13 protein-coding genes are annotated in these 15,301 nt (G+C 48.1%); 5 read left to right on the forward strand and 8 right to left on the reverse strand.

Going from position 1 to position 15,301, the window contains the following annotated elements:
- Positions 1–19: 19 nt before the first annotated feature.
- Positions 20–2,458 carry a CRISPR-associated helicase Cas3' gene (cas3, locus tag QNH46_RS17110; RefSeq protein WP_283925339.1) on the reverse strand — a complete coding sequence of 813 codons (2,439 nt, stop codon included), beginning with the start codon at positions 2,456–2,458 and terminating at the stop codon, positions 20–22.
- 462 nt (positions 2,459–2,920) lie between these two features.
- Between cas3 and QNH46_RS17115 the strand changes: the two genes are divergently transcribed.
- Positions 2,921–3,310, forward strand: coding sequence for an SH3 domain-containing protein (locus tag QNH46_RS17115; RefSeq protein ID WP_283925340.1), 390 nt, complete (start codon positions 2,921–2,923; stop codon positions 3,308–3,310).
- 91 nt (positions 3,311–3,401) lie between these two features.
- Here the strand turns inward: QNH46_RS17115 and QNH46_RS17120 are convergent, their stop codons facing one another.
- The 7 genes from QNH46_RS17120 to QNH46_RS17150 all read right to left on the reverse strand — a co-directional run bounded on the left by QNH46_RS17120 (position 3,402) and on the right by QNH46_RS17150 (position 10,278).
- Complete coding sequence (locus QNH46_RS17120) at positions 3,402–4,850, reverse strand: N-acetylmuramoyl-L-alanine amidase family protein (RefSeq protein WP_283925341.1); 1,449 nt, start codon at positions 4,848–4,850, stop codon at positions 3,402–3,404.
- Positions 4,851–5,104: 254 nt separating this feature from the next.
- Positions 5,105–5,980, reverse strand: a complete 876-nt coding sequence (locus QNH46_RS17125; protein WP_283925342.1) for a metallophosphoesterase family protein — start codon at positions 5,978–5,980, stop codon at positions 5,105–5,107.
- Positions 5,981–6,021: 41 nt separating this feature from the next.
- On the reverse strand, positions 6,022–6,363 hold the full coding sequence (locus tag QNH46_RS17130; protein ID WP_283925343.1) for a DMT family transporter: 342 nt from the start codon (positions 6,361–6,363) through the stop codon (positions 6,022–6,024).
- On the reverse strand, positions 6,360–7,187 hold the full coding sequence (locus tag QNH46_RS17135) for an HAD family hydrolase (protein WP_283925344.1): 828 nt from the start codon (positions 7,185–7,187) through the stop codon (positions 6,360–6,362). Before QNH46_RS17135 ends, QNH46_RS17130 begins: the two co-directional genes overlap by 4 nt.
- Before the next feature lie 14 nt (positions 7,188–7,201).
- On the reverse strand, positions 7,202–8,542 hold the full coding sequence (locus tag QNH46_RS17140; RefSeq protein ID WP_283925345.1) for an ABC transporter substrate-binding protein: 1,341 nt from the start codon (positions 8,540–8,542) through the stop codon (positions 7,202–7,204).
- 37 nt (positions 8,543–8,579) lie between these two features.
- The gene (locus QNH46_RS17145; RefSeq protein WP_283925346.1) at positions 8,580–9,422 is read right to left on the reverse strand and encodes a carbohydrate ABC transporter permease; all 843 of its coding nucleotides are present in this window, start codon (positions 9,420–9,422) and stop codon (positions 8,580–8,582) included.
- A gap of 31 nt (positions 9,423–9,453) precedes the next feature.
- Positions 9,454–10,278, reverse strand: a complete 825-nt coding sequence (locus QNH46_RS17150) for a carbohydrate ABC transporter permease (protein ID WP_283928473.1) — start codon at positions 10,276–10,278, stop codon at positions 9,454–9,456.
- Between the two features lie 344 nt (positions 10,279–10,622).
- On the opposite strand from QNH46_RS17150, the gene QNH46_RS17155 reads away from it, so the two are divergent.
- The 4 genes from QNH46_RS17155 (at position 10,623) to mmsA (ending at position 15,299) form a co-directional block, all read left to right on the forward strand.
- A complete protein-coding gene (locus QNH46_RS17155; RefSeq protein WP_283928474.1) occupies positions 10,623–11,213 on the forward strand; it encodes a GbsR/MarR family transcriptional regulator in 591 nt (196 codons plus the stop codon).
- Positions 11,214–11,236: 23 nt separating this feature from the next.
- Complete coding sequence (locus QNH46_RS17160) at positions 11,237–12,019, forward strand: cobyric acid synthase (protein ID WP_283925347.1); 783 nt, start codon at positions 11,237–11,239, stop codon at positions 12,017–12,019.
- A 568-nt stretch (positions 12,020–12,587) separates the two neighbouring features.
- Entirely contained in the window at positions 12,588–13,676 is a 1,089-nt protein-coding gene (chvE, locus tag QNH46_RS17165) for a multiple monosaccharide ABC transporter substrate-binding protein (RefSeq protein WP_283925348.1), read from the forward strand.
- Between the two features lie 93 nt (positions 13,677–13,769).
- Positions 13,770–15,299, forward strand: a complete 1,530-nt coding sequence (gene mmsA / locus QNH46_RS17170; protein ID WP_283928475.1) for a multiple monosaccharide ABC transporter ATP-binding protein — start codon at positions 13,770–13,772, stop codon at positions 15,297–15,299.
- Positions 15,300–15,301 lie beyond the last annotated feature (2 nt).

A 15,301-nucleotide genomic window follows, 5' to 3' on the forward strand; every position in this document is an offset into this window, starting at 1 on the left:
TCTAAATTAAGATAGGTTTTTAAATTATTTTCAAATCAAACCCACTATCGTTCTCAATATCCAATCCGAATTCCTCGTTATAAGCCCCTTCTCCTAAAACCAATACCTTCCCGTCCAGACAGCTCTCCAATCCCCTGCTGCTGGATAATTGCTTTAACTCATGATCAAACAAGTTAATCGTATATTGCTGCGCTCTCCGTAATAAGCAAGTTAAATCCGCAATACTTCTCTCGCCATTTAATTCTGCAATGATCTCCTTCCCTTCATCATGATAAGGAACGATAACAGAAGTAGTAAGATCACGAATAACCTGAAAATGCTCAGCTGCAGTTCTATAGCTATTGGCCAAAAATAAGGGCAGACGTTCGTTATACTTTCTGTAATAAGCTTCAGCGTATGTATTATCCGTCTTAGTCGCCATAAGCAGTTCCGTCATATTCTTGCGTAGTTGTGGGATAGGATAATCCAGATCATCCTCAAAATGGGTATAGAGCTGTTTAAAATACCTCCCCAGCGCTATATCCGATAAAATATTCCCGCCATGCTCTTGCTGATCCCGCTTGAGGTCAATAAGCATCTTCCTGGATATTTGTTTACCAAGTTTGATTTCCTTCAGATGCTTTAAATTTTCTTCTGCATGATCAATGACATATACCTGTCGTACTGCCTGTTCACCATGCCGGTTGCATCTTCCCGCTGCTTGGGCAATGGAATCAAGTCCTGCCAGTGAACGAATCACACATTCAAAGCTTACATCTACTCCCGCTTCTATTAACTGTGTGCTTATACATATAACCTTATTTCCATCTGCAAGATGTTCTCGCACTTTTCCCAAAATCTGATTGCGATGTGCAGCACACATAGATGTGCTCAGATGATATACGGGAATATCACTATGCTTCTCCTTCACTTGAAGGTATAAATTCCTCACTACGCCCTTCGTATTCAAAATAACGAGAACACTCTGAACCTCTTGCAGCCGTTCACGAATAAAATCCGTGAGCTTCTCATTGTTAAATTCTTCACGCGAAGCTCGATCAATAATTTCAACCCGTTTGAATGCTTCAATCACCTGCGGTAAATTCTGAATCATCTCAGCATCGGGCTTAATCTCAAGCTTGTGCTCTACAAAGTCCAGAGCCGGCTGAGTGGCTGTGCATAGCACAATACTGGAGTGGCAGTAAGACACCAAGAAATTCAAAGCCTGATTAAATAAAGAAATACAAGAAATAGGCACCTTTTGCACTTCATCAAAAATAATCACCGATTCACTAAGACGATGAAGCCGCCGGATATACCTGCTGCCTTTCGCGTAGAAGACATTAAGAAATTGCACCAGCGTTGTAAAAATAATCGGAGAATCCCAGTTATCCTTGGCCAGCTTCAGCTTCTGCTTCGTATTCATGAGGCCATCCCATAGTTCATCATCCTCATCCATATCATCAATCACGTTCGAATGATGCTCCAGGATGTGCATATCATCCTTCAGGAGCTTGCGGACTTCCTCCGCGTTTTGCTCGATGATCGTTGTATATGGCACGACATAAATAATACGTTTCTTGTTATACAATTTGGCATGCTTGAGAGCATACCTGAGACTTGCCAAGGTTTTGCCGCCCCCGGTCGGAATGGATAAGGTGTATATACCAGATGGCTTGTCCGCAAACCGCTCACATTGCTCCGACATCTCTCTTCTTAACTGGTTAATTGGTGAGGAAGCATCGGTTTGTACAGCAAAAGAATGGAGCTTTGCCATAAGCCTGTCATAATAAGCTGCAAAAACTTCTTCTGTATTCAGTTCAGAATCCATCGTTACATTCTCTTCAAATAACCGAGTATTCGTCCGATCAGCATCGATAAGTACACTAAATACAAATTTGCTTAAAAACATCAGTTTATTCTCGTTACTCGCTGAAGAATTTTTCGATAGAAATTTCTCCAGTTCATCCGCGGCTTGATCCACATAATGATAAAATTCAGATTCCTTCATCACATGCTTAAAAAATAAATCAACTGTTTCATCGAACTTATCGAGCTCCTTGTCTCTTACGCGAGTCATATATTTAGACTCCAATTCTGGGCTCAAAAAATCCTGCAAATAAGAATGATGAGAAATGATCGCATTTCCTACGACTTCCGCTAAAATTCCACGGTATCTATGTTCCTTCACGGCTTGGCTTGTATGAAAGAGCTGATATAAAAGCTTCCCACCTGCTGTCGAATGATCGACACTACCTCTAGCCGGTGGGGAATCCGGATTGTCTATGGCTTGTAAAATATATTCCCTGAATTCAACCGTGTACTTCCCTAAATCGTGAAGCATACCAGCCAATCCGGTAATATGCTTAATTCCTATCTTCTCCCCATATGTTTCAGCTAAAGCCATTACCCCTAATAAATGCTCTTCAACTGTCTGATGCTGTCGATCCACTTCTCTAATATGGGCAATATAATTCATTTTCTCCACCTCATAATGATTCTGCTATGAGCGAATGCGATAACTGGTTCTAATATCCTATTACTTATAGCTCCATTTACAAACATCATTCAACAGACTCGTATCCTTTTCCTTCCTTGTCATTTACAAATCTGGTTAATTTCAGCCAATAGGGATAGTAAACATATTCCAAATAAGTAAATAATATGGTATATTAATTACATACTTGATAAATATTGGTATAACTAAACACATAATCATGACTTTCTAAGGAATTTGAAAGGAGGGGATATCGCCGGGATTGCCTCCGTTGTTTGACATTGAATAAGGTATTTTCCTACTTAGAAGAAAGCGGGATAAGCAGAAGATCTACTATACTATGATCATTCTCGGGAATCAGTTTTACTGCAGTAATTCTGGCGGGTTTACTGTGGTTCAGCTTGTTTCTCAACTACCTATTTCAATTTAAAAGGAGACATTCACATGTTCAAAAAAATCATTGCCGCTTCATTAGTAGCAGCCACCCTTATGATCCCTTCTTACGGAGTCTTTGCCGCGGATAGCAGCAGTTACGTCAGCACCACTACTCTAAGCTCGCATGAAGTTTTAGCAGGATTAAGGCCTGTAAAATCATCCGGAAAAATTACAACGATGTCTGCAACATACGAAATCACAGGAGACGGTGTAAGACTGAGAAAAACTCCTTCGACATCCGGTACAGTACTCGGTTTGCTATACAAGGGCGATATGGTTAACGCCCAGCATGGCGGTACCGATGTGGTTGCCGACGGATATGTCTGGAAGCAGGTTTATAGCTACAATCACGGAGAATGGGGATGGGTTGTCGTTGATTACCTGGAGGAAATAGGCTAATCACAACCTCCTATATAGAAACCCCCTCGCCATGGGAGACTTCCACGGTGAGGGGGTTATTTAAGTTTAAGCACCTATTCATCTTCGCTCACTAGTTGATTCCGAAATATTCCTTAATCCCATCCACAATACCTTGGGCTACCCTGTTCTGAAAGTCTTCTGTGAAAAGCAGCGCTTCCTCTTCTGCATTAGACAAAAAGCCTACCTCCAGCAAGATAGCTGGCATGTTGCTCTTTCTTAACACCTCATAGTTATTGTATTTGACTTTACGATCCTTAAGCCGGGTCGCTTGAATCAGGTGCTTATGCATCACATCGGCCAAGGGTTTGCTGGCTTCGCTGTAATAATAGGTTTCCGTACCGCTTGCCGTAGGTACATTCAGCACCGAATTGGCGTGAATAGAGATAAACGCATCCGCGTTAAGATCGTTTGCGAGTTTGGCGCGATCGGGTCTTGTGACGTAGGTATCATCATGCCTGGTAAGCACGACATCGATCAACGGCTCCTGCCCAAGCAGCGCTTCTACTTTTAAAGCCATCGTCAAGTTGAAATCCTTCTCTACTCTGCCAGACACTCCGGTAGTACCATTATCGTGAGCTCCGTGTCCCGCATCTATCACGACTAATCTATTCCCGGTAACCGGTACCGTCGTCGTTGTTGTCGGCGGTGTAGATAGGTCTGAAATGGTGTCAGAAGACGTCGCTGGTGCGGTTGGCGAAGTTGGATCGAATAAATCCAGTACAATTCCTTCCGAATTCCCCGCAGCATTGGAAAGCTGATAACTTGCCTTGGAGTTCAAATCCAGGACAACGCGAATGGTCGAAGGATCCGATTTGAACAAGGAATAACGGATTTTGCTTACAAAAGATGGTTCTTCCTCAATATTAATCTGGTAGCTCCCCGCTCCCGCCATATTTTGCAAAGCAAAAGCATCCGCTAAAGCAGCCCCCGGCAAATCAAGAACGATCCGCTCCGGCCCGCTCATAGTGAAAATTTCCGGCTGCACGCTTTGATCCATGTTTATCGTCAGCCGATTGTCCGCGAATTGGATATTTTCTATTAACCCCTTATTAGTAGAGGTTGTATCGAGCGAATCAAGTGTGCTCTCTAAAGCGTCCGAGGATAAATACACCGATTTGGTGCGGTTATCCCAGTTGACCTCCAGACCGAATTCTTCCCCGATAAACCGCAAAGGCACAAAGGAGGTCCCCCCTTTCAACAAGGGTGGTGACGTAAGCGAAACGACCCGATCATCGACATAGGCACTGGATTTATTCATCGCCATCGCAACCGTTTTGGAGTTGTTTTGAATGTTCACCGTTTGATCCGTCTTATTCCAATTTACAACGTAGCCCAGCTCCTCCACCACGCGGATCGGAACCATCACTTTGCTGTTGACGATTTCAACTTGAGACAAATTAGTAGCGCTGAGCTGTACCCCATTCAAATATATCGAAGCGGTATTGGCAAATACCGGCGAATTAAAACTAAGCAGGAACAAGCTAACTGCAAACAAAACGATGACTCCAAACCTTTTCAATCTATCCACGCATCCTTTTAATAATATATAGAGGCAACTAAATATATCCCAAATTCCAACATCACCCATTTTAACGCTAAAACACACCAAAAGTTGCTATTTTTCTATAATATTTTTGAATAAGAATCTACAATTCTATCGAAAGTCCTAAGACAAGCGCAAAAAAACCACTTCAACTGAACTACACCCCCAATATGTTAGATGGTGTCTAACATTAGGGGTGCAGTTCAAACCGAAGTGGTCTTTAGATTTTTCTAGTAGTTGATTTGAAATTGCGCCGACTCCACCCAGCTGCCCGATGCAAAATCCCGGCCTCTGACCAGAACCTTGTCTGCATAGATTTCAACGTAAAAGCCTTGGCTCCCGGTAAGATGAACATCCTCGTCTGTCCATAAATAGGCTACGGAAGCCGCGTTGAACATCGTCGCCGTTTCTCCCTTGCCATCGAACATCGTATGCTCGGCCTCTAATTGCCAATGGGTATGCCCGGTAAACATGATCGCTTGCGGATGCTTGCTCAGCACCTGCTTCAGCTCCTTATCCTGCTCCACGCCGTACCAGTTCTGAGCTTGGAGAGAACCCGCCACCGTATCCATCAGCGGTTGATGCAAAAATACGAAAACCGGTTTATCGGCGGAAGCCTTCTCTCCAAGCTTCTGATCCAGCCATTCCAGCTGCTGCTTCGTCAAATGGCAGAATCTCTCCAGTCCCTGTTCCGTACCGAGAAAAATGAAGTGATACCCGTCGATCCAATGGTCGTGATAAACTCCCTGCATACCAGTCTGGGCGGTATAGTTCCCCAATCTTGAGCTCCAATTTCCAAAGGCGACATCATGATTGCCCAAGGTAAAAAGAATAGGCGGAAGACCTTCCCGGTTAGCCTCGATAATACGCTTCAATTCCCCGTACTCCTCGATAAAGCCGTGATCCGTAATATCGCCTACATGCATAATTCCACTGCTCCCGGCCGCATTGGCAATAATGTCCTTTAGGGCTCTGTCGAAATTCTGGTTATATTCATGATCGGCATTCCCGGTCACATGGGTATCCGTAATGACCTGGAAGGCAGCCAGCGGCTGTTCATTGGCCTGGGCATGCTCGATGAGATCGGTATGATCGTGATGTCTCATGGAAATCTCCACTCCCTTTCTTTTACCATTTACAAAGATGATTAATGGGCTTTCGAGCTCATATTCAATCCAATTACGCCAATGACGATGATCACCATCCACATAATCGAGGACAGGGGAAGCCGTTCACCGAACAGCCGCACGCCCGCCAGCGTAATCAAGACAATGCCGATACCTGACCAGGTAGCATAAGCGATGCTCATGTCCATATAACGCAGGGCATAGTTAAGGAACGTAAAAGCAGCACCATAGGACGCGAACATCGTTACGGAGGGCCATAATCGCGTGAAGCCCTCGGACATTTTCATGGATACCGTACCCGACAGCTCAAGCGCGATGGCCAGGGCGAGAAATAACCAGCCGATTCCATCCGCAGCCTTCATTCTGCCGCTCCTTTCAGCCGGAGCTCATCATAAGCTCCAATAATATAATCGGCATCGGGCAAAAGCTCCGCCGCCCCGGCCTGCTTCGAATGCAAGCCGATGCAAAGCCTTGCCCCGGCCGCCTGGCCCATGATCATATCTCCGTTCGTGTCGCCGATCACCGCTGCGCCCTGTACATCTATGGACAGCTTACCGCAGGCCAGCTCCAGCATATCGGGAAACGGCTTTCCCCGCCCAACCTGATCGGTACCAACTACAGCACCGAACAAATGGCGAATACCTAGCCATTCCAGGTGCTTCTCGGCCGCTAATGTATCATCGGCAGTTACGACTCCAAGCGGAATATGCTGTGCATGGCACGCTTCTAGAAAAGCGAGGACTCCAGCGATCGGCCGGACGGGACGAGCCCGCTCCAGCTCCGCAGCAGCTAACCTGCCGCTTAGCTCCGCCAACTCCTTGGCTTTTGCCCAGGATAATCCCGAATGATACCCCCGCCAAGTGAGCAGGGTAAACAGCTCCCCCATCGTCCCCATCGCCAGCGGTCCATTGCGATCATAATCGATCACTGCGCCATCCGGTCCATGAACCGTCCCCCACAAGTGTGACTCTGTGAAGAGCAGCTCCTGCCCCGGTTCCAATCCAGATTCCAGCTGTCTTGCCCGACCAGACTGCCTCAGCTCCGCTACTAGCTGCCTTCCAAAGTGCCGCAGCATATGCTCGCTCCAGCTCCCCCACATGGACACAAAGTCCAGCAGGGTGCCGTCCTTATCCATTAAAATGCCGTTGATCGCATAGCTGCCGTTATTTACAATGAGTTCAGGCATTCCTTGCGTCACTCCTATTTCATGCTATCCAGCGCCTTTTGAGCCACTGCCTTCGCTTCCTTCAGCGCTTCTTCCGCCGGAAGATTCTCGATTTGCACTTTATCGGCGGCGATTTTCAGCGCATCGTTAATTCTGCCGCCGGTGGGATCCTGGAATGGAGCGGAAGCATGCGCTGCCTGCATGAGCGGGATTTTACTCTGCGGGTTTTGTTCGCTGTAAGCAACGAAATCCGGATCATCCAGCGCAGATTGGCGAACAGCAATATAGCCGGTATTCATCGACCAGGCTGCCGTATTTTTGGAATTATTGAAAAAAGAAAACCATTTGAACGCCGCCTGCTGCTGCTCGGGACTTGCTTTGGCCGGAATGCCCGCCAAGATTGCGCTCGCGACCGGCTTGCCTTCGCCAACTCCCGCCCAGCCCGGCTGCTCCATCGCTCCAAGCTGTGTGAAATCAAGATCGCCCTGGTCGCCGCTCGAGCCGGTATAACCTGCCGCTTGGCCTTTCATCACGTCGTCGATCGTTTTGTACCAATATTCCCAGCCTTGTCCGCCATAGTGAATGCGCATAATGCCATCTTCATGAATCCATTTGCGGAACAGCGACCACGTTTCCACCCATTCCGGGGAATCGATCATGACTGTCTTTCCATCCTCGCTAAGAATTCGTCCGCCTTTACTTAGTACGGCATCGATCATATTCTCGCTGCCCCACATCGGCTCCCAGCCGTACACCTTCGTTTTGCCGCCTTCCCGTTCCGTCATTGCCGCGGCCGCCGCCGCCAAATCCTCCCATGTCTTGATATCCTCCGCCTGGATACCCGCCTGCTCAAATTTGTCCTTACGGTAGTACATCACCTGGGTTGTGCCATACATCGGCAGGAAGTATTGCTTGCCGTCCACCTGTCCCTGAGACAGAAATGTCTGTACAAAATCCTCTTTATTGAAATCCGGGCTGTGGGCGATCATTTCGTCCAGCTCGGCAAAATAACCTTTACGCGCCCAATCCACATTCGCTGCCAATACAGCCGCAGGCACATCACCCGAAGCGATCGCCGCCTGAAGCTTCTTCTCCGTCTCCGAATAATCGGCCTGGACGATCCCTTTGACGATGACCTCCTGCTGGGAGGCATTGAATTCGTCGATGAGCGCCTTCATTTGCTCGCCCAGCTTGCCGCCCAGCCCGTACCAAAATTCAATCGTCACTGGCTCCTTCGCTCCCGAACCCTGCGCTCCATTTACTGCGGCGCCAGCCTGTCCCCCCGTGCTGCTTCCGCTGCCGTTAGTACCGCAGCCTGTGATCAGCACGAAGCTTAGAATCAAGGTGAAAATCAAACCCTTTTTCAATAAATTCATGTATAACTCCTCCACTCCATTTTATGATTTGTATGGTTTATCCCTTGTTAACTCCCGCAGATAAATTCACGCTCTGCATAATTGTCCTCTGTGTCAGCAGAAACAGCAGCAATAATGGCATAATCGTGAATGAACTTGCAGCCATGATCAGCGGCCATTTCAAACCGTAAGCACCTCCCTCCACAAAAAAACTGCGCAGACCCGCCGAAACCAGCTGCAGATCAGGACTTTTGGTGATCAGCATAGGCCAGAAATAATTGTTGTATTGCTCTATGAACGTAATGAGCACGAGCACGGCGAAGGACGAGCGGGTTAACGGAACGAGAATTGATCCCAGAATGCGTCCATGCGATGCCCCATCGATATGCCCGGCTTCCACCAGTTCATGGGATACCTGCAAAAAAGCTTGCCTGATGAGAAAAATCGAAAATACGCTGACACAGTTAGATAGAATCATGCCGGCGTAAGTATCCAGCAGGTGAAGCTTGGATAACACGATATAGCTCGGTAAATAAGCCGCGGTGTTCGGCACCATGTAACCCAGCAGGATCAATGCGGTCAGCAGACCCTTCAGCCGGAATTTCATGTGGGTCAGCGCGTAGGCCATCATCGCGGAATTGATCACCTGAATGATGGCAATCGCACTGGCCACGCCGATGCTGTTCGCCATATAGCGCCAAAATGGCGCCGCCTCCCAGGCTTCGAGAAAATTACCCCACTGGGGAGATTCTGGCCAGAAGGTTGGTGGAAACTGCCAGATTTCATCATTGGTTTTGAGACCGCTGGTCACCATCCAATAGAACGGGAAGGCCATTAGGAGGGCGATTAACGCCAGCGGCAGATGCCTCGTAAAGATATGGCTTATCCTTGTCTCGGTCATGAATTGCTCTCCTGTTCCTATCAATCTTGGTTTAATGGTAGTGCACATTGCGTCTGCTTACTGCGAATGAAGCCATGGAGAGCAGCACACAGCCAATGACCAGCACGACTGCCACGGAGGATGCTTCTCCAATATTGAAGGCCTCAAATGCAGACTGATAATACATGTACAGCAGCGTTCTTGTTGATCCGGAAGGCCCGCCTTGCGTCATCACGTTAATCTGATCGTAGGCCTGCAGGGACTGAATGATCAGCACAATCGTCAAAAAGAATGTAGTCGGAGATATGAGCGGAACCGTGATATAAGTGAACCTACGCAAGCTTCCGGCACCATCGATCGCGGCCGCTTCCAGCAAATCGCGCGGCACATTGCGTAGAGCTACCAGGTAGAAGACCATCGCCCAGCCGACGGATTTCCAGCACGTTACAATCAAGATGCCGATAAGTGCCCAGCTTGGATCACCCAGCCAGCCTGCTCCCTCCGAACCGAAGAAGCGCAGCACGTTATTGGCCAGCCCTACCTCCGGTTCAAAAATCCAAGACCATACGATGGCCACGGCTACGGTTGGTGTTACCCAAGGTGAAAAAATAAGCGTGCGATATATTCCGGAAAATCTAAGCTTGCTGTTCAGCAGCAGGGCGAAGCCGAGCCCGCCGATCAGCGTAGGAAGGACGCTTCCCGCCGTAAACAGCAGCGTAACGCGCAGCGCCTTGTAAAACGCGGGGTTGTCCGCCAATTCAGCATAGTTGGCCATGCCGACGAACAGCTTGTCCGGACTCATGAAATCCCATTCCGTAAAACTCAGATAAAAAGCATATCCTAGCGGGATGAGCCAAAACATCGTGAGCGGAATCATCGCCGGCAGCGTGAACAGCAGCGCCTTGACATCGGCTGCCAGTTTGGATTGTTTCAAGTTGCTCCTCCTTTTTTTGTTCAAAATATTTTTAACTTATATTCATAGGAACTTTTTTTGATTTCCGAAAGCCTATTGATCACTCGCTCGATTTATGATTTGACGCTGTGTTATAATCGCTTTAAACTCCGTCCTCCTTGTCTGTATGAAAATTTAGAAAAAGTTTGTTCGTTCAAAAAATATTGTACAATCGAAGTTAAGAGGTATGGTTTTCTCCATGTAAAATGGAATAGGATGTTATGTAAAAGACAATCGTGAATAATTTTGATGCGATAGCGGGTGAAATTATGGAACAATCCAATCGGGATGAGGAGCAGCGCAAGATCAAGCATGAGGAGCTTCGCCGAAAAGTAGTGAAGGCGATTGCCGATACGATGGATTTGTACGGGGCAACCCATTCCTTTGGCGAGTTATATGGCATCATGTATTTCGAGGACAAGCCGATGACGCTGGAAGAGATGAAGAACCGCATGAATATGAGCAAAAGCAATATGAGCTATGCCGTTCGTTCGCTCATGGCTTCCCAAATGGTCTTTAAGCTGCCGGAAAAGGAGCAGCGCAAAGACCTCTATCAGGCGGAGACGAACTTTTTTCTGGCTTTTCAGAACTTTTTTACGATAAAGCTGCAGCGTGAAATAGATGTGATGACGGAGGCCATTAACGACGTCCTGCCCGAACTTACAGAAATCATTCTCGAGCTTGACACGCCGGAAGAAGAGCGCCAGCTATGCTTGCAGGATCTTCACAAGCTGCGGCATGCCCTTAGCTATTACACATGGCTCCAGCAGTTCGTTTACGATCTCCGGGAGGGGCGTTATTTTGACGAAAGCGTGAAAATCGAGCCGGAGAATAATCCGGAGAATAACTCTGCGGAATAAAAAATAGCAAAGCAGGTGAACCCATGAAATCCTTAATGATTGTCGGAACCAGCTCCTCCTGCGGCAAAAGCTTCATCACAGCGGCTCTGCTGCGCGTGCTGCGGAATAAAGGAATTGCTGCCGCCCCCTTTAAGGCGCAAAATATTTCCTCCAAGTCCTTCACGACCGAAGATGACTGCGAAATTGCTTATTCTACCTATATTCAGGCCTTAAGCGCAGGTGTGGCTCCGGAAGCGGATATGAATCCCGTTCTGATTAAGCCTGCCTATGACCAGACGCAAATCATTTTAAACGGCAAGTTATTGTATACAGGCAGTTATACGAAATACGAGGATTTTCTGCCGGAAATCAGAACTGGCATTGAAAGCTCTTTTCATCGGCTGGCCGCCAAATACGACATTCTCATCATTGAAGGCGCGGGATCAACCGCGGAGATTAATTTGGCCAATCAGGACGTAGCTAATATTTATACGGCAAAAATAACGAACTCCCCGCTGCTGCTCGTCTCGGACATTCATTACGGCGGCGTCTTTGCAGCGATTCACGGCACGATTGATTTATTGGATAAGTCCATCAAGAATCAATTGGGAGGATTCATTATCAATCGCTATCAAGGGGTCAAGGACATTTTGCAGCCAGGCATAGATGTCCTTGAAAATAAGCATGGCGTCCCCTGTGCCGGGATTTTGCCCTACCAGCATGACCTCATCGTGCCGGACGAGCAGAGCTTTGACCGTATGGCCGAGTTGTTCGAAGCAAACATCGATCTTGGACGGATCAGCCGTTTGCTGGATGTTGCGTTGTGATTGGATAAAAGCAAGTGAAAGCTAAAGCTACTCCCCGGTCTGTAATGGGATTTCGAACTCCTTTGTATAACGAAAAATTGCAAGAACCTCACGGCCTCCTAAATAAAAATGAATCCTTTCTCTCCAATAAATTTGACTACTGATTTATGACTAGATAGTCAGGATCAGGTAACTAAATGCATTTCATGCAGTTAGTTCAGCGATTTTTTCCGTGTTAGAGGGAACTAACTGCAAAACCTGCATTTAGTTTAAAGCTATTTCGACGAATGAGCTCCATTCGGGCAAACTAACTGCATGTTTTACATTTAGCGTATGTATTTTTGATAAAAGAGGCTTAACTAACTGTATAAAATACATTCCGATCTTAAATGATCAAAGATATTTCCTCTATCATGACTAGAACCACAAGATCCCCCCTCTCCCCCAAAGTTGCTTCACCCCAAATAAGTTTGATTTTTATAAAAAGAGTAGGTTTATTGTAAATACGAAAGCCGCCTTCCCTTGTTATACTCTCTTCTGAAAGCGGATTCATAAAGGAATTCAATTTATAAACAGGGGGTAAGCAGGAATGAAAAAAACGACATTATTGCTGCTGACGTTTGTACTGGCATTAACTTTGACGGCTTGCGGAAGCAAGGATAACAGCGGCGGATCGACGAAAGGCGAGAAAGGCACGGTCGGAATTGCGATGCCGACGAAATCATCGGAGCGCTGGGTGAATGACGGCAACAACATGGTGAAGGAATTCCAACAGCAGGGTTACGGCACGGATCTGCAATACGGCGAGGACGTCGTAGAGAACCAGGTATCCCAAATCGAGAACATGATCACCAAAGGCGTGGATCTGCTCGTCATCGCTTCCATTGATGGCGCAGCCATTACCGAGGTGCTGCAAAAAGCGCACGATCAAGGCATCAAGGTCATCGCCTATGACCGCCTGATCATGAACAGCGAATACGTGGATTACTACGCCACCTTCGACAACTTCAAGGTCGGCGTGCAGCAGGCCTCTTATATCGAGGAGAAGCTTGGCCTGAAGGAAGGCAAAGGGCCGTTCAATATCGAGCTGTTCGGCGGATCGCCGGACGATAACAACGCTTATTTCTTCTATAACGGCGCGATGTCCATTCTTCAGCCGTATATCGATACCGGCAAGCTGGTTGTTCGCAGTAATCAGACAAAAATGGAGCAAATCGCCACCCTGCGCTGGGACGGCGCTACCGCTCAGGCGCGCATGGATAATCTGCTGAGTGCTCACTATGCGACAGAGAACGTCGATGCGGTCCTCTCTCCTTATGACGGCATCAGCATCGGAATCCTCTCTTCCCTGAAAGGCGTCGGATACGGCTCCGGCAATAAGCCAATGCCGATCGTTACCGGGCAGGATGCCGAGCTGGCTTCAATCAAATCAATTCTGGCCGGCGAGCAGACGCAGACGGTCTTCAAGGATACGCGCGAGCTGGCAAAGAAAGCCGTGGGCATGGCCCTCAGCATTCTCGAAGGCACGGAAGCCGAGGTCAACGATACGGAAACCTATGACAACGGCGTGAAAGTCGTCCCTTCCTACCTGCTGGAGCCAAAATCGGTAGACAAGGACAATATTGAGCAGGAATTGGTAGAGACCGGCTACTATACCAAAGAGGAATTGGGACTGTAAGTTGCGTGAATGCAAACGGCACATACGGCGGTGGCCTTTCCGGCCTCCGCTGTCCTTTGTACTCGAATGGAGACGAAAGGCTTGGTGAGAACTGTGAGTGACTTCATTTTGGAGATGAGAGGAATTACAAAGACATTTCCGGGCGTCAAGGCCTTGGAAAATGTGAACTTGAAGGTCAAGGAAGGCGAGGTCCACGCCCTCTGCGGGGAGAACGGCGCCGGCAAATCCACGCTGATGAAGGTGCTGAGCGGCGTCTACCCGCATGGCTCGTATGAGGGCGATATTTTGTTCCGAGGCGAGGTATGCGAATTCAAGGATATCAAGCAGAGCGAGAGCCTGGGCATCGTCATCATTCACCAGGAGCTGGCTTTGATCCCCTACCTATCCATCGCGGAAAATATTTTTCTCGGCAACGAACAAACCAAGCGGGGCGTCATCAACTGGAACGAAACAACCGTCAAAACGAAGGAGCTGCTGGCCACGGTGGGGCTTGAAGAATCCCCCAACACCCATGTCATCCAGATCGGAGTCGGCAAGCAGCAGCTTGTGGAAATTGCCAAGGCGCTCTCCAAGAAGGTGAAGCTGCTCATTCTGGATGAGCCGACGGCCGCTCTCAACGAGGATGACAGCGAAAATCTGCTGAACCTGATCCTGGAGCTCAAGAAGCAGGGCATTTCCTCGATCATCATTTCCCACAAGCTGAATGAAATCGAGAAGGTCGCGGATTCGATTACGATTCTGCGGGACGGCAAAACCATTCAGACGCTGGACATGCGCAAGGATCAGGTGACCGAGGATGTCATCATTAAAGGAATGGTCGGACGGGATCTCACACACCGTTATCCGGAGCGTGTACCGAACATCGGGGAGAAATTGTTTGAAGTGCAGAACTGGCAGGTCGATCACCCTGAGCAGGAAGGCCGCAAAATGCTGGACGACATCAACATCCATATCCGGCGCGGTGAAATTGTCGGCGTGGCCGGTCTCATGGGGGCGGGAAGAACGGAGCTCGCGATGAGTATTTTTGGCAAGTCCTATGGGAGAAACATCCAGGGCAAGCTGCTGCTGCATGGAAAGGAAATCCGCCTGAACGATATCAGCAGTGCGATCAAACATGGCATCGCATACGTGACGGAAGACCGCAAGCATTATGGCCTCGTATTGATCGACGATATCAAGCGCAACATTTCCCTCGCCAATTTGGGCAAGCTGTCCCGCCGCGGTGTGATTAATGAGAGCGAAGAAGTGCTGGTCGCCGAGGAATACCGGCAGAAATTAAAGATCAAGACGCCAAGCATTCTGCAGAAAACGGTCAATTTAAGCGGAGGCAACCAGCAAAAGGTCGTGCTCAGCAAATGGATTTACGCGCAGCCGGAAATTCTCATTTTGGACGAACCGACCCGCGGCATCGACGTCGGCGCCAAATACGAAATCTACTCCATCGTCAATCAGCTGGCGGATGAAGGCAAAGGCATTCTGTTCATATCCTCGGAGCTTCCCGAACTGCTCGGCATGTGCGACCGCATCTATGTCATGAGCGAAGGGCGCATTACCGGTGAAGTCCAGCGCGAGGACGCCACCCAGGAAGTACTGATGAAATCCATGACTCGAGGCAGGGGGTAAGG

It is taken from the genome of Paenibacillus woosongensis, assembly GCF_030122845.1.
Classification (GTDB): Bacteria; Bacillota; Bacilli; order Paenibacillales; family Paenibacillaceae; genus Fontibacillus; species Fontibacillus woosongensis_A.